16 protein-coding genes and 1 tRNA gene are annotated in these 15,035 nt (G+C 69.1%); 12 read left to right on the forward strand and 5 right to left on the reverse strand.

What is annotated here, in order from left to right; all coding sequences use genetic code 11:
- Positions 1–295: 295 nt before the first annotated feature.
- A tRNA-Arg gene (locus AB0J06_RS22295) sits at positions 296–371 on the forward strand.
- Positions 372–392: 21 nt separating this feature from the next.
- Here AB0J06_RS22295 and AB0J06_RS22300 read toward each other — a convergent pair.
- Together AB0J06_RS22300 and AB0J06_RS22305 are read right to left on the reverse strand one after the other, a co-directional pair.
- Entirely contained in the window at positions 393–1,073 is a 681-nt protein-coding gene (locus AB0J06_RS22300) for a tyrosine-type recombinase/integrase (RefSeq protein WP_357430896.1), read from the reverse strand.
- Positions 1,074–1,087: 14 nt separating this feature from the next.
- Positions 1,088–1,831 (reverse strand): alpha/beta hydrolase, encoded by a 744-nt coding sequence (locus tag AB0J06_RS22305; RefSeq protein WP_357430898.1) that lies wholly within the window; start codon positions 1,829–1,831, stop codon positions 1,088–1,090.
- Between the two features lie 57 nt (positions 1,832–1,888).
- Here AB0J06_RS22305 and AB0J06_RS22310 point away from each other — a divergent pair, with 57 nt between their 5' ends.
- Together AB0J06_RS22310 and AB0J06_RS22315 are read left to right on the forward strand one after the other, a co-directional pair.
- A complete protein-coding gene (locus AB0J06_RS22310; protein ID WP_357430900.1) occupies positions 1,889–2,851 on the forward strand; it encodes a YafY family protein in 963 nt (320 codons plus the stop codon).
- Between the two features lie 107 nt (positions 2,852–2,958).
- On the forward strand, positions 2,959–3,501 hold the full coding sequence (locus AB0J06_RS22315) for an SRPBCC family protein (protein ID WP_357430902.1): 543 nt from the start codon (positions 2,959–2,961) through the stop codon (positions 3,499–3,501).
- 567 nt (positions 3,502–4,068) lie between these two features.
- Here AB0J06_RS22315 and AB0J06_RS22320 read toward each other — a convergent pair.
- A complete protein-coding gene (locus AB0J06_RS22320; RefSeq protein WP_357430904.1) occupies positions 4,069–4,299 on the reverse strand; it encodes a winged helix-turn-helix domain-containing protein in 231 nt (76 codons plus the stop codon).
- A gap of 506 nt (positions 4,300–4,805) precedes the next feature.
- Between AB0J06_RS22320 and AB0J06_RS22325 the strand changes: the two genes are divergently transcribed.
- From AB0J06_RS22325 to AB0J06_RS22340, 4 genes are all read left to right on the forward strand, one after another.
- Positions 4,806–5,141, forward strand: a complete 336-nt coding sequence (locus AB0J06_RS22325; protein ID WP_357430906.1) for a hypothetical protein — start codon at positions 4,806–4,808, stop codon at positions 5,139–5,141.
- A 637-nt stretch (positions 5,142–5,778) separates the two neighbouring features.
- Positions 5,779–6,438, forward strand: coding sequence for a hypothetical protein (locus AB0J06_RS22330; RefSeq protein WP_357430991.1), 660 nt, complete (start codon positions 5,779–5,781; stop codon positions 6,436–6,438).
- A 278-nt stretch (positions 6,439–6,716) separates the two neighbouring features.
- Entirely contained in the window at positions 6,717–6,905 is a 189-nt protein-coding gene (locus AB0J06_RS22335) for a hypothetical protein (RefSeq protein WP_357430908.1), read from the forward strand.
- A gap of 55 nt (positions 6,906–6,960) precedes the next feature.
- On the forward strand, positions 6,961–7,173 hold the full coding sequence (locus tag AB0J06_RS22340; protein ID WP_357430910.1) for a hypothetical protein: 213 nt from the start codon (positions 6,961–6,963) through the stop codon (positions 7,171–7,173).
- Between the two features lie 337 nt (positions 7,174–7,510).
- Here the strand turns inward: AB0J06_RS22340 and AB0J06_RS22345 are convergent, their stop codons facing one another.
- A complete protein-coding gene (locus AB0J06_RS22345; protein ID WP_357430912.1) occupies positions 7,511–8,167 on the reverse strand; it encodes an NAD(P)H-dependent oxidoreductase in 657 nt (218 codons plus the stop codon).
- 108 nt (positions 8,168–8,275) lie between these two features.
- Between AB0J06_RS22345 and AB0J06_RS22350 the strand changes: the two genes are divergently transcribed.
- Both AB0J06_RS22350 and AB0J06_RS22355 read left to right on the forward strand, forming a co-directional pair.
- Complete coding sequence (locus AB0J06_RS22350; protein ID WP_357430914.1) at positions 8,276–8,821, forward strand: MarR family transcriptional regulator; 546 nt, start codon at positions 8,276–8,278, stop codon at positions 8,819–8,821.
- A gap of 190 nt (positions 8,822–9,011) precedes the next feature.
- Positions 9,012–9,497 (forward strand): CAP domain-containing protein, encoded by a 486-nt coding sequence (locus AB0J06_RS22355; protein ID WP_357430916.1) that lies wholly within the window; start codon positions 9,012–9,014, stop codon positions 9,495–9,497.
- A gap of 76 nt (positions 9,498–9,573) precedes the next feature.
- Here AB0J06_RS22355 and AB0J06_RS22360 read toward each other — a convergent pair whose 3' ends face one another.
- On the reverse strand, positions 9,574–10,509 hold the full coding sequence (locus AB0J06_RS22360) for a histidine kinase dimerization/phospho-acceptor domain-containing protein (protein WP_357430918.1): 936 nt from the start codon (positions 10,507–10,509) through the stop codon (positions 9,574–9,576).
- Between the two features lie 289 nt (positions 10,510–10,798).
- Between AB0J06_RS22360 and AB0J06_RS22365 the strand changes: the two genes are divergently transcribed.
- The 3 genes from AB0J06_RS22365 (at position 10,799) to AB0J06_RS22375 (ending at position 15,034) form a co-directional block, all read left to right on the forward strand.
- On the forward strand, positions 10,799–11,536 hold the full coding sequence (locus AB0J06_RS22365; RefSeq protein WP_357430920.1) for a response regulator transcription factor: 738 nt from the start codon (positions 10,799–10,801) through the stop codon (positions 11,534–11,536).
- A gap of 152 nt (positions 11,537–11,688) precedes the next feature.
- Entirely contained in the window at positions 11,689–12,549 is an 861-nt protein-coding gene (locus AB0J06_RS22370; protein ID WP_357430922.1) for a hydrolase, read from the forward strand.
- A gap of 106 nt (positions 12,550–12,655) precedes the next feature.
- Entirely contained in the window at positions 12,656–15,034 is a 2,379-nt protein-coding gene (locus AB0J06_RS22375; RefSeq protein WP_357430924.1) for a chemotaxis protein CheW, read from the forward strand.
- The last annotated feature ends 1 nt before the right edge of the window (position 15,035 follow it).

Genomic DNA, 15,035 nt, shown 5'->3' on the forward strand with positions numbered 1-15,035 from the left:
CAGCCGGGAACCGGAACCCGGCGAAGGCAGACTTTGGCGGCAGCAAGGTACGGGAACGGATCGACAGCTTCACCGCTCAAGCCTGCCTCGATCTTGCATGCGACCAACGCAACGGCACCTGTGTCAGCAATAGCGGCCGGCCACGATGATTGGTAGTGGTCGACGATGGTAGACAGGTTACGGCGACCAAGATCATGATCGCTGTGCGATCGGCGGTCGACGCGGTGAACGTTGGGGGCGTGTGGTGGTCCCTGGCGCTCGTTGATAGTCGCTGGCAGGTACCCTGGGACCTCGCGCCCTCGTAGCTCAGGGGATAGAGCATCGGTTTCCTAAACCGTGTGTCGCAGGTTCGAATCCTGCCGGGGGCACCAGGTCAGACCATTGATCAGCGATCATTTCCCCGCCATCCGGGACTTTCGTGCCCGTTGCGTGCCCGATGGCTTCGCGCCCCCGAGCTTGTCCAGGTGCTTGGCGACCTCGGCGTCACGCTGATCAATTGCGCGGGCGTAGTGCCTGGTGGTAACGCTCGCGTTGGCGTGCCCGAGCCTCCGAGCGGCGACCATGACCCCGTGTGAGTCAGCCACCCAACTCGCATGCGTAGCGCGCAGATCGTGCGGGGTGATGTCGGAAAGGCCGGCGGCCGTGACGGCGAGCTGGAACCGGCGGCGAAAGCCGTGGTAGCTCTGCTGCCGGTGCTGGGTGTGCTTCTGCCGACCGGGGAAAGCAAAGCCATCCGGGTCGTCCGGCAGTGTCGCAAGGTGCTCGCCGAGGAGCGTGACCACGAATGCCGGGACGAGCAGTTCCCGACGCTGGTGACTCTTCGGGGTCGCGAGGACCGGACCACCGGGCAGCTCCGACACGGCCTGAGCGCTGACCGACCCAAGGGCCTGCGCGGACTGGCCATGACATGGCGCTGCGAGACGTCCGCTCATGCCGATGAGCGGACGTTGACGTCGCGAGACCGTGACTACAGGGGTTTGTGCAGGTGACGAGGCTGCGCGGTGCTGTGTGGTTTCGATGCCCATCCCCGACTGTGCCCCGGTGCCCCAGGTGACCTCGGTGCGCGAGGTCACCCGGGCACCGCAGGCTATGCCGTCGGCCTGGCTTCGTGCAGGATCTGGGCCAGCTCGGCCGGTCGGCTGAGCATCGGCCAGTGCCACGTCGGCAGTTCCTCGTACCGCCACGAGTTGCCGGCCATGTGCTGGCACAGCGGCATGGCGGCGGCCATCTCACGTGCCTGTTGGATGGTGAAGCTCGACAGCACGCCGAGGCGGGGCAGCTTTTCCCACGCCCCGGTGAGCCGCACCGGCGTGGTGGCGGTCGCCCACGGTTGGGCCACCGACCGCTCACCGAGCAGCGCGAGGGTCGATTCGTCCACATCGGATGCTCCCGCCGCTAGTTCGGCCCACGGCGGGGGCGGCAGCCGCCAGCCATCGCCGTGTTCGGCGACTACCGCCGCGTTGCGTTCACGTTCCTGGGGTGGGCTGAACTCTTCGTTAGCCACCCCGTCGGGTAGTGGGCCGGTGTCGACGAAAACCAGCTGGGCGATGCGGTCGGTCATGCGGTCGGCGGCGGCGGTCGTCACGACTGCGCCGGCGTAGCTGTGCCCGACGAGGACGACGTCGTGTAGGTCCTCGTAGCGCAGCAGGTTGACCACGTCGGTGACGTGGACGTCGAGGTCGGTGTCCGGGCGGGCCAGGTGGGCGCGCTCGCCCAGGCCGGTCAGACTCAGCGGGTACACCTCGTGGCCGTGCCCACGCAGAGCGGCGGTGACCGGGCGCCAGGCCCACGCGCCGAGCCAGAAACCGGGAACTAGTACGAATGTCGTCATGCATCACACGCTACGATCAATACTGGACAGATTCCGCCCAGATTGGGAGTCAGATTATTGGTCCGGCCTACCGCGCGTGTGCTGGCGTTGCTGGAGATCCTCCAAGTCGGTGGCGGCTTCACTCTCGCCGACCTGGCGGGTCGGCTGGGCGTCGACGAGCGCACGGTCCGCCGCTACGCCGCGCACCTCGCCGACCTCGGCATCCCGGTCGAGGCCCGGCGCGGTCGCTACGGCGGGTACCGGCTCGCGCCCGGATACAAGTTGCCGCCACTCATGCTCACCGACGAGGAGGCGGTCGCTGTCATGCTCGGGCTTGTCGCCGCCTCCCGGGCGGGGCTGGCCACCGCCGAAGGCGCGGCAGCCGAGAGCGCGACCGCGAAGATCCGCCGGGTACTGCCGGCCGTCCTCGCCCGGCGGATCGATTCGCTGCTGGCCACCGTTGACTTCACCGCGCCGGTCCGTCAGCCCGCCTCGCCCGGCATCGAGGTGCTGCTGGTGCTCGCCGAGGCGGCCCGACACCGGCAACCGGTGAGCATCGCCTACACCACCTGGCGCGGCCGGTCCGGCGAGCGGCGGCTCGACCCGTACGGGCTGGTCTTCCACGCTGGCCGGTGGTACGTCACCGGTCACGACCACAACCGCCAGGCCGTGCGGACGTTCCGGCTCGACCGGATCGGGACGGCCCGCCCCGCCCAGGGTAGGTTCGACATCCCGGCCGGCTTCGACCCGACCACGCAGGTGCTAGCCGGTCTGGCAGCCGTGCCGTACGCGCACGACATTTCCGTGGTGCTACACACCAGCATGGCTCAGGCGCAGCGACGGATCCCGCCGTCGGTCGGCACGCTTACTGAGGTGTCCGATGGAGTGCGCCTCACGGCCCGGGCCGAACGGCTCGACGGTGCAGCACAGATGCTCGCCGGGCTCGGCTGGCCATTCACGATCGACCGACCGGACAAACTCAAGGACGAGATACGCGCCCTAGCCGCCCGACTGCTCACCGACGCTGACGCCAGCGGATAAGCAGCAGCCGGGCCCCGCCCGAAACGACCCAGGAACCTTCCCCACGACAAGCGTCGAGTGGGCCGGCCAATCAGCCTAAAAATGAACGCTCATGCCGCGATCCGGGCGTGACCTTCGTCGACGAACGACCGGATCTGCCGATGAGCGGATGTTCCCGTAGATCGTCATACGCTTGCGAGGTGCCTGCGCTGTTAGTGGTCGTGACGGAGATTGATGCCGCCTCGGACGTGGTCTTCGGCCTGGAACTCGATATGGATGTGCACGCCGCCTCCCTGGCAGCGAGCGGGGAGACTGCCACCACGAGCACGGGGCAGCGGCGAGTTGCGCTCGGGGACGAGGTCACCTTCCGGGCGCACCACTTCGGTCTTGTGTGGCGCATGACCAGCCGAATTACCGCTTATGAGCCTCCGCGCCGCTTCGTTGACGAGCAGGTCCGTGGCCCCTTCCGCGCTCTTCGCCACGAACACGTCTTCGATGACCTCGGTGACGGCCGGACGCGGATGACCGACCGCATGACGGTCAGTGCGCCGTTGGGTCTACTGGGAGCCCTGGTGACCCGGGTGCTGCTCGCGCCGTACCTGCGACGGCTGCTGAAGCAGCGCTCAGCCCATATCAAGCGGCTCGCCGAGGCCTGGGATGACCAGGCTTGACCTCCCGCTGGACGTACGCTCATGCCGCGAGTAGCGCGGGCATCGCGATCATGTAAAGCATCATCCGAGGTCGCGGTGTCAACCATCACCCGGCGCAGGACAGCAGAGTGATGCCGGTGTCGGGTCTCAGGACGTGCGTGACAGATCAGTCTCGGGACGTGGGTGACACGTCCGGCTAGAAGATTTCTAGTTGGCCAGGGTATGGCGTCGGTGGTTCTGGCGGGGGGAGGAGGTTCGCGGGCTTCGTCTGTGAGGCGGTCGAGCGTGTCGAAGGGCATGGAGATGGCGTGGTGCCAGGTTTCGTCGTCTGGGCCGATCAGAGCTGTGAGGGTGTCGTCGTTGATCGACCAGTGCACCGGCGTGCCGGCACCGTCTTCGCCCCCGCCGAGCTGCTCAGCTGACCCCGGCGGTGAGCGCGACCCAGACCAGGGCGGCCACGAAGGCGAGCGCCGCCGCGATGACGATGAGTATTGAGGTCTCCGGCAGGCCCCGTTTCACTACGGCCATGGTGCGCCCCCTCTGACTCCATCTAGGACTCTAGATGGCGCGCGCATCCGCAGTCCGTGGTCAGCCTTCGGTCGGCTTCTCCGACACGAACACGCCGAGTCCATGAACGCTGTAGACGAGCCCTTCTTGCTTCAACGCATGCATCGCATACCGAATCACCATCTCGGACACGCTGTGTTGAGCCTTGAGCTGGGCGGTCGAGGGCAGCTTGTCTCCGGGCTGCAGCTCACCGGTAGTGATCTGAGTGCGGATGTGGTCAGCAAGTTGCTGCCACTTTGATGTCGCGGGCATGTGGCGCTCCCTGGTCTCCGCCAGCCATGAGATCACGTCGGGAGTGGGAGTCGCAACCGCTAACAAGACATCGTAAGTTTGGGTTGACCGGATATCGGTAGTCATCGTAAGTTGCGAGGGCGAGTCTTCACCCTGGTCTCCAAACCTGGTGCGGCTCGTGCCGGGGCGGTCTGCGGTCTGCCCCGGTTCCAAACTCCTCATCGCTTCATGCCTCGGATGCTGGGGCGGTGGGTGTGAGAGGGGAAGGTCGTCGGTCCCTCGTCCGGCGGCCTTCCCGGAAAACCCGGCGATGGGGAGGCGGTGTTCGCAACGGGGAGACAGGGGGCGCTGGCCGCTGCCTCCTGTGGTTGAACCATGCAGATCAGGCTTCGTCACGCCTCATCACGGAGGGCGGTTGCATGTCTCCCTGCACGAATCCTTGCGACGACTGCCATTTCAGCGCCGCTTCCCGACTCGGTCCGTCCCTCGCCGTCGCGCTCAACTCGTGAACCGGAAAGGAGACAGAGATGACCGGGTGGCACCGAGAACATCTGCCGCGCGAGGTGATTCCACTCAGCCCCCGGCAGATCCGGGAGTACGAATTGCCGTACGTCGGCCGCCTCCGGAAACGCGGACTCGAACCGGAAGCGGTCTACCAACTGCTGTACCGCCTAGCCCATCAGGTCGCCGCGCAGAACGTGACCACCAGGGCGATCCTCGAAGAAAATGAACGCATAAAGCGCGGGCTGTCTCAATGGCAGAGCCGGATCGCCCGGCAGTTGGAGGCGGGCGCGGGGCAGGACGCGGTCGTATATCCCACCAGACCACCCTTCGGCAACCAGGGGAGACATCCGAGCGCATAACGCAGTGAGCGCGAGGGCGGCGTACCCCCGTCTGTCCGATCCGACCGAATCCCGGCTTGTGGCTGGCTCCGGTTGCAGCCGTAGCGCGCGATCGGCGGAATGGGCCGCGCCCACCCGTCGTTGTGTAGGCCGTACGACGACGAGCGGATGCGCCCTCGGAATTGGTGGTCGCCGCCCGTCGTTACATCTGGTCCCGCGCCGCCGGCTCTTGTCGCGCCGTCGGATGCGGGAATCCCCGGTGAACTCGGGTCGTTATACATGGTCCCCGCGCCGCTCGTTTTTTCGGGCCGCCGGGATGGGGGAATCACGGACCGGTTCCGGTCGTTACATATGGTCCCCGCGCTGAAAGCCGGCGGTAGTAAAGCGAGCGGGAATCACCGACGCCGGTTGGTGGTTGTAGATGGTCCCCCCGATAGATCCGCGCCGCAGATCGCGGTCGCGTGAGTGGGATTTTGTGTTCCGTGTTCCGGGTGTCCAGCCCCCGGCTCTTGTGTGCCTGATGTCGGTTTGTGACGCGTTGCCGTGACGTCGGCGCCTCTTCGACTTTGCTTTTTCTTAACCCCCCGAAAGCTTTTCAAACCCCCCGAGTGATTGGACTTTTGTCGTGACTTTCAACCGTGAAATGTTCAAGCAGTTCATGTCCGAGAACAAGAAGCGTGCCGTGCTGGCCGTCGGCGGTCTGGCGATCGTCGGTGGCGTGGTCGCCGGTCCGGCGAGCGCGGCGCAGGCCGACGCTGCCACCACGAGCACCACGGCCAGCGTCGTGGCGCAGCAGATCGTGGCGCAGGCCGACGCCAAGGACAAGGCCAAGAAGGCGGACGCCCCGTCGGTCAAGCAGCTCATGACCCGCGGTGTGCCGAGCGACCAGTCGACCTATGAGATGACCCCGGAGCGGATGGCGAACGTCAAGGCCATCATCGAGGCGGGTAAGGAGATGAACCTGCCGCCGCGGGCGTGGGTGATCGCGATCGCGACGTCGCTGCAGGAGTCGAAGCTGGACAACCTGGGTCACCTGGGTGACCGTAACGACCACGACTCGCTGGGTCTGTTCCAGCAGCGCCCGTCCTCGGGTTGGGGCACCCCTAAGCAGATCACCGACCCCAACTACTCGGCGAAGGCGTTCTACAAGGGCCTGAAGAACGTCGATGGCTACGAGACGATGCCGCTGACCGAGGCCGCCCAGACCGTGCAGGTTTCGGCGTTCCCGGACCACTATGCGCAGTGGGAGAAGATGGCCGCTGAGCTGGTGCAGGGCACGTACGGGCACGGCCCGTACGCCAACATCGCCAAGGCCTGATAACCAACAGCAGCGCACACCACGTGGGCGCCCCCTCCATCCGGAGGGGGCGCCCACTGGCGTATCTGCCCCCGACGCGCCGCCACGCACCCCGAAGCGCCCAGCGCCTCCCCGTCGATCAAGGACTTCCGCGTCGATCAAGGACGTATGCACACGATCGGAGATCATTCCGTGCGCATACGTCCTTGATCGACGGGGCGGGTCGACGGGGCGGGGCGGAGGGGGCGGGTGGGTGGGGCGGTGGGCGTATTCGGAGGCTGGGCGGGTACGGGCAGCGGATGGGTGAGCCCGTACGGCACGACGAGGAACCGCCCGGCCCGGTCCTGCCCGCTGGCGCGGAGGAGGCGACCCTTCCGGGTGACCAGCTGGACCGACCGGTCGACACGCGCCGGCCGCGGCCGGGGCAGACCAGGGCGGAGATGCGCGCACCCTCACCGGGGGGTGAGCCGGAGGAGACCGAGCGCTGATGAGGCCGGAACCGGCACCAGCGGTTCGTTCGGCACGGGTTCATCCGCCACGGGCATGTCGCGCAGGTGCCGTACCGCCGAGAGTAGGACCGCGGCGGCCGGTCTCCTGCTCTCACCGGGCGACGACTATGCGGCCAGCCGCGCGACGCCGGCACACGGCGTCCGTCTCGGGCTCAACGCGGAGGTCGACGACGATCGGCTCCGTCAGGCGCTGCTCGGCGTGGTGGCCCTGCTCGCGGCCGGGCCGCTTCCCGGCGGTCTCAGCTGACTGCGCGCCGTCGGGCCTCCGCCGCCCGCCCCCGTCAGATCGGGCGGTGGAGGTCGACGCGGCGGTCGGACCGGACGGGAGGGCCCGGCCGGGGCCGCCCGCGCCTGGCCTGAGCCAGGGAGCGCCGGCCTCACGCGCCGGCGGAGTCGAGCCGGCACATCGACGGTCGACACCGTAACGGCGGCCTCTGACAAGATTCCGCCGCGCCGGGGCGAGCGGAAGCCACCGCAAGAGCGCGCGCGTGGCGTTGCCGAGGGCGGACGGGTGGCGCGGCCTCGGATGCGCGCCGCCCCGGTCGCGAGGTCAGCGACCGGGGCGGGCGGTTTCGGCGTCGCGGTCAGGCGGCGTCGCGTACGCGCTTGCCGATGGCGCGTCCGTGGCTCTCCGCCGTGCTGTGCGCCTCGTTGAGGGACTGCTCCGCCAATCCGCGCAGCTCGGCCATCGCCGGGTTCACCCCGGCGAGCGTCAGCTCGGCCTCCGTCACGTGCAGATCCAGCCCGAGTACGTCGGCGAAGATCCGTCGCAGCCACGGGCTGGCGTGGTCCCACCCCTCGCGCGGGGTGCCCGGCCCGTAGCCGCCGCCGCGTGCGAGCACGAGGACGGCGGGGCGCCCGGCGAGCGGCTGGTCACCTGCGGGCCCGAGCCGCGGATCGGTGAGGAGGACGTCGATCCAGGCCTTCACGTGGTGCGGGACGCCGTAGTTGTAGAGCGGCACGGCCAGGACGTAGGCGTCGGCCGCGAGCAGTTCGTCCGCCAGGCTCGCCGCGAAGGCGACGGCCTCGTTCTGCTCCGGGCTGCGCTCTTCGGCGGGGGTCATCGAGGCGGCCGCCGCGGTCAGCCACGTCTCGGCCGGCAGGGGCGCCGCGCCGAGGTCACGCCGGATCACGGCGGCGTCGGGGTGTTCCGCGTGCCAGGCGGCCTGGACGGTGTCGGCGACCTCGCGGGTCACCGAGCCCTCGGGGCGGATGCTGGCGTCGAGACGGAAGAGGGTCACAAGGGCTCCTGGGAGTGGCTAGCTAAGGGGTTCGACAGAAAGTCTGTCACGCAGAACATGTACCTGCAAAACCTTCGGTCGGACGGCTGGTCGCTCTACCATGGGTTGGTGACTGCCCTCTCGCCCCAGGCCAGTGACGCGGGCGCGGGTCGCGACCCCGCGGCGGGATGCCGTGCGCTCGACACCGATCTGGGCTGGGCACTCGGGGTCGTCTTCCGCTCCTACTGCAGGGCGGCGGGCGCGGCGGTCGAGGACCTGCCCGGGGGTCATCGCGGCTATCAGGTGCTCGCGGCGGCCGCCCGTGACCTGCCGAAGACGCAGCTGGCGCTCGCGCAGCAGCTCGGCGTCGACCGTACGGTGATGACCTATCTCCTCGATGACCTCGAGCGGGCGGGGCTGGTCGAACGCCAGCCCGATCCGACCGATCGGCGGGCCCGTCGGGTCACCGCGACCGACCGGGGTCGGGAGCGCCTGGCCGACCTCGATCAGCGGCTGCGCCAGACCGAGGAGCAGGTGCTGGCTGGTCTGGATGGCGAGGAGCGGGCGATTTTCCGGGTGCTGTTGCAGCGGATCGCGACCCGCGCTGAGGCGCTGGACCCGGCGGGCGATGGGTGCGACGGGCCCGACGCGCCGGGCGCGACCCGGCGCGGCTGAGCACGTGCCCGGCCAGGGGCGGCCGGTTCGGCCGGGCGACCACCGGAAGAATCACCCGGCCGGAGTGGACAGCTGTGGTGCATTGCACTTTCGTGAAATAGATCTTGGTCGGTGGATGAGTCCCACCGATGGGGATGGCACCGCCGGGAATTCCCGTTCTGCCGGCGTAACCGGATCGAAAGGTGCCCCCATGTTCACTGCTCTCCGCCGCGTGGTGCTGCTCGCCACCGTCCCCGCCGTTCTTCTCGGCGTGGCCCTGACGGGTTCCCCGGCGAGCGCCGCGCTCACCTCGACCACCACGCTGGAAGCGCAGGTGGTCAAGCTGACCAACGCCGCGCGTGCCAAGAGTGGCTGCAAGGCGGTGCGCTCGGACAGCCGCCTGGTCAAGGCCGCTCGCGCGCACACCGCTGACATGATCCGGAAGAACTTCTTCAGCCACACCGGCAGCGACGGCAGCCGGTTCACCACCCGCGCCACGCGGGCCGGTTACAAGTACGCGCTCAGCGAGAACATCGCCTGGGGCTACAAGAACGCCGACCACGTGGTCGCCGCCCTGATGAAGAGCCCTGGCCACCGCCGCAACATCCTCAACTGCTCCGCGAAGGCGGTCGGGGTCGGGGTGGCCCGCAAGGCCAACGGCACCCTGATGTGGACCCAGGACTTCGGCCGCGTCTGAGCGCGCCACCCACGGCTGGACCAGCACAACAAGCGGAACCGGGGATGAGCGATGCTCGGCCCGGCCCGCCGCTGTCTCAAATCAGGGGGAGATGCGCCCGGATCCGGGTGCCCTCGGTGGCGTCCCCCGAGGTGGTCACGACGCCGCGGTGCCGCGTCGCGATCGCGTGCGCGATCAGCAGCCACAGCGCGACGCTGCGTCGCCGGGCGGCCGCATCGAGCGTCGGCAACGCCGCCGCGAGCAGGTACTCGTCGGTCAGCGGCGTGGCGGCCGGCGCAGCCGCCGTGATTGTCCAACCGTTCTGATCGGCGTGGGTGGAGACCACCACCGAGCCCTGGGTCGCGGCCACGATCCCGGCCACCGCGTAGAGCAGTTGCCGCAGCAGTTGCTCGTCCCCGTTGAGCAAGGGGCCGGGCGCGGCCGTGACGCGTACGGGGGACTGCGGAACCAGCGCGGTGAGCCGCTCGGCCGTGTCGCGTGCGAGGCGGGCGAGGTCGACCGGCGTGGTCTCCAGTGCCCGGTCACCGGATTCGATCCGGGACAGCAGGGTCAGATCGTCCATCAGGAGCAGCATCCGCTCCGAGTTGCGCTGGATCGCGGCCATGGTGGCGGCGAGCTCCTGGTGGCTCGGGGGACCGTCGCCGAGCATCTGCGCGAAGGACGAGATCGTGGTCAGCGGCGTGCGCAGCTCATGCGAGGCGCAGGCGATGAAGCGCGACTTCAGCTCCGCCAGACGGCGGCGCTCTTCGGCGACCTCGCGCCGGGCGTGCACCTCGGCGGTGACGTCGCGGAACATCCACAGATCGCCGGGGGCGGCCCCGTCGAGCGGCACGGGGCGATGGGTGCCCTCGACGATCCGACCGTCGGGCAGGCTCAGCTCGGTCGTGTCGGAGAGCAGCTCGGGCGGACCGGCCTGGAACATCTCGGTGAAGGCCGGATTGGCCAGCAGGAGATTGCGGTCGGCGTCCTCCACGAGGATGCCGACGTCGAGGGAGTCGATGACGTCGTTCATCGACGCCGCCGGGATGCTCTGAGCGGACCCGTGCGTTCCATGCGCTCCTTCTGTCGGGCGCGTTGTGGCTGGTCGTGATGGCTGGGACGCGCCGCCGCCGTCGTTCGTACGCTGTCGCGTCGCTTTTGCCGGGGGCACAGCCATCAGTTCCTCCCGGATCGACACGCACGATCAAATCCCACGCTAAAGTATAGCCTCTGCGGCGAAGCGTGATAGAGCAGTCAAATCATCTCATTATGGGGTGACGTTGCGTTAGCCGTCGAACGGGGATGGGGAGGGGGTGGGGCTTGTGAGTCGCCTTTTGGTGGTTGAGGACGATCCCGACATCACGCTGGCGTTACGGCTGCTCTTCAGTCGTGCGGGGTACGAGGTCGCGCACGCCGCCAGTGGTCGGACCGGGCTGCGGGAGGCGTATGCCGAGCGCCCCGATCTCGTGGTACTCGATGTCGGGCTCCCGGAGATGGACGGTTGGCAGGTGCTCGAGCGTCTGCGGGACATCAGCGACGTGCCGGTGCTGATGCTGACCGCGCACGGGCAGGAGACGGAGAAGGTGCGCGGGCTGCGCGCCGGCGCCGACGACTACCTGACCAAACCCTTCGCCAACGCCGAGCTGCTGGCGCGGGTCGAGGCGCTGCTGCGGCGGTCGAGCAACGCGGCGAGCTGGGCCAGCCAGGTGTACGACGACGGACTCGTGCATCTCGACCCGGTGCAGCGTCGGGTGTACGTGAGCGGCGAGGAGGTGCGGTTGACGCCGACGGAGTTCCGCCTGCTCAACGTCCTCGTCCGACACGCCGGCGCGGTGCTGAGCCCCAACCAGCTGCTGAGCCAGGCCTGGGACGACCCGACCGGCATCGGCCAGGAGCGGGTGAAGTTCGCCGTGCTCCGGTTGCGGCGCAAGCTCGGCTGGTCGGATCCGGAGGATTCGCCGGTGCAGTCGGTGCGTGGGTTCGGCTACCGGTACAGCCGTCCCGCCGCGCCCGCGCCGCGCAACGATGTCGTGGCCGTTCAGGGTCAGAGCACAGAGTGAGCAAGCGGTATCTGTTCGTGTCGCAACCGTTCTGCACCCGTCCAGCACTGGCCGAGACGCCTCAGACGCAGCATCGTGGTGACACAGCAAGTCAGTGCCCCACGGAGGTGCCGGCGCACGGCCGCCCCCGGGGATAGCGCGAGGAGCGGTGCGTGGGGGTAGAGGGCGCGATCGAGCGCGGTGACGGCGGAATCGTCGGAGTCCGCGCCGGCCTGCCCGGGCGGGGGCAACCGTCGGCCGCGCCCGAGATCATGGCGTGGGACCAGCCGGCCGGTGACCTGCCGTCGCCGCTCGACCCGACCGCCGACGCCCACGTGCACTCGGGGTTCGCCGCCGGGCACGACAGCATCGGCACCCTCGTCACCGCCGCCAACCTCGCCGGTCTGAGCCGACTGACCTTCGCCGATCAGGTCGACTCGGAGACAGCCTGGCTGCCCGCGTACCGCGAGTCGGTGCTGCGGGCGCAGCGCCGCACCGAGATGGATCTGCGGATCTCGGCGGAGATCGAGGTGATCCGCGCCGACGGTTGGTTGGCGTTCCCCGCGGACCTGGGCGGCCTGGACGCCGTCACCGTGGCGGTGTCCCGGCTGCCGATCGGCAGCCGTCTCGTCGGCTTGCCCGACGCGCGGGCGCTGCTCGCCTCGGGCGCCCTGCGGGCCGCCGACGCGGTCGAGCTCGTGGTGTCCGCCACGATCCTGGGTGTGGAGCGGGCCAGCCGGTACGCCCCGACCCAGCTGGCCCGGCCGCTGAGCCTGCTGGCCGAACTCGGCATCGACGACGGCGACATCGACGAGTCCCTGCTGCGCGAATGCGTGGAGGGGTGTCGGGTCACCAACACGACCGTCGAGGTCAGCGAGGCGTGGCGACGCCCCTCCGCCCGGATGGCGCAGATGTTCTCGGCCGCCGGCGTCCCACTCGTCGCCGCCAGCGACGCCCGCTACGCCGCGCAGGTCGGCCGCTGGCGGTACGTCCGCCAGTTGGCGCCGCAGCTCCGCCTCCCGTCCCACGCCTGAGGCACCTCCACGGCTGCTGGTCTTCAGTCGATGTCCCGGCTGGCTTTCCTCAGGTCAGGCGCGCATGGGCCGATGAGATCAGTGGATGAAGGCAGGGAGGTAGCCAGTGGAAGAGCTGGGGGAGATCGTCCACGAGTTCCTTATGGAGAGCCACGAGAATCTCGATCAACTGGATCGCGATCTGGTGGCGCTCGAGCAGGAACCCGGATCACGTGAGCTGATCTCACGTATTTTCCGGACGATCCATACGATCAAGGGGACCAGCGGTTTCCTGGCATTCTCCAGGCTGGAGACCCTCACGCACGCCGGTGAGTCACTGCTCTCCCGGTTGCGCGACGGCGTGCAGCCGGTCACTCCGGAGACCATCACCACTCTGCTGGCGATGCTCGACGGGGTCCGCGCGCTGCTCGCCACCATCGAGGAGAGCGGCGCCGAGGGCGACGTGGACGTCGAGGCCGTCATCGCGAGTGTGCACCGGCAGATGTCGGACGCCGCGCAGTCCGCGGCCGACGAGCCGCAGGCCGATGTAGCGGTCGCCGTGTCGGCGCCCGAGCCGTTCGCGTCCGACGCGGCGAAGTCGCCGGTCTCTCTCGACGCGCCGGCGACGCCGGTGCGGGACGTGCACGACGACAAGTCCGGCCGGCGCCCCATCGGGGAGCTGCTGGTCGACAGCGGTGCGACCTCGCCCTCCGACGTCACGTGGGCGGTGCAACGCCAGGTCGAGGGCGACGAGCGCAAGCTCGGCACCATCCTGCTCGAAGAGGGCAAGGCGGCTCCGGCCGCGGTGGGCGAGGCGCTTCAGGCGCAGAACAAGCGCAGCGTCGCCGACAGCGCGATCCGGGTCGACGTCGACCTGCTCGACAACCTGATGAACCTGGTCGGCGAGCTTGTCCTTGCCCGCAACCAGCTCGTCCGGGGTGTCGCCGAGGCTGCCGACCCGACGCTGATGCGTACCACCCAGCGGCTCAACCTGATCACCAGTGAGCTGCAAGAGGGCATCATGAAGACCCGGATGCAGCCCATCGAGCACCTCTGGTCCAAGCTGCCCCGCGTCGTCCGCGACCTCGCGCAGGCCTGCGGCAAGCAGGTGAAGCTGGTCCAGGAGGGCAAGGAGACCGAGCTCGACCGGAGCCTGCTCGAGGCGGTCAAGGACCCGCTGACCCACCTGGTCCGCAACGCCGTCGACCACGGCGTCGAGACGTCCGAGGAGCGGATCGCGGCCGGCAAGGACCCGGAGGGCACCCTGACGCTGCGGGCGTACCACGAAGGTGGGCACGTCACGGTCGAGGTCGCCGACGACGGTTGCGGCATCAACGTGGAGCGCGTCGCGCGTACCGCGATCGAGCGCGGGCTGATGCGGCCCGAGCAGCTCGCCACGATGGACCCGCGCGAGATCATGATGCTGATCTTCCAGCCCGGTTTCTCGACCGCGAAGACGGTCACCAACGTCTCCGGACGTGGCGTCGGGATGGACGTCGTCAAGACGAACATCGAGCGCATCGGTGGCGCCGTCGACGTGGACTCGACGCCGGGCGTCGGCACGACCCTGCGGCTGACCATCCCGCTCACCCTGGCGATCATCCAGGCGTTGACCGTGGAGTGTGCCGGCGAGCGGTACGTCGTACCCCAGGTCGCGGTCCACGAGCTCGTCTTCATCGACGGACAGAACACCAAGATCGAGTACGCCTCGGGCGCTCCGGTCTACCGGCTGCGCGGCAAGTTGCTGCCGCTCGTCCGCCTCGACCGCGCCCTCGACCTGCCGGTCGGCGGCGACCAGGGCGCGTACGTGATCGTCCTGCAGGCCGACGGCCGCCGGTTCGGCATGGTCGTCGACCGCGTCCTCAACACCGAAGAGGTCGTCGTCAAGGCGCTGACCGCCCGGTTCAAGGACATCGGGCTGTACGCCGGGGCGACCATTCTCGGTGACGGCAAGGTCGCGCTGATCCTCGACGTGTCGTCGCTGGCCCGCCGGTCGCACCTGGCTGTGGCCTCGACGGAGCGGCAGGCGGCGGCCACCGCACTCGAAGCGGCGGCCAAGGCCGGCCCCGTCGACCGGCTGCTCATCGCCGGCGTCGGGGACCGCCGGGTCGCGATCCCGCTGGACACCGTCACGCGACTGGAGGAGTTCGCAGTCGACCGCATCGAGCGGGCCGGCATGCGTGAGGTCGTCCAGTACCGCGACCAGATCCTTCCGCTGGCGCGCCTGTCGCACCTGCTCGGCGTGATGACCGAGCTGGACGAGGAGCGGATCTCGGTGGTGGTCTACACGGAGCGCGGCCGCAGCGTCGCCCTCGTCGTCGACAAGATCGTCGACATCGTCGAGGACACCGTGACCGTTCGCCGCGAGGTGGACGACGACGGTCTGCTCGGCACGGCGGTCGTCCAGCAGCGCGTGACCGAGCTGCTCGACGTGCGCCGGGCGATCCTCGCCGCGGACCCCAACTTCTACACCGAGCTGCCCGACCCGATGTTGGTGGAGGCCTGAG

Origin of the sequence: Micromonospora sp. NPDC049679 (assembly GCF_040659735.1) — a bacterium.
Lineage (GTDB): Bacteria > Actinomycetota > Actinomycetes > Mycobacteriales > Micromonosporaceae > Micromonospora_I.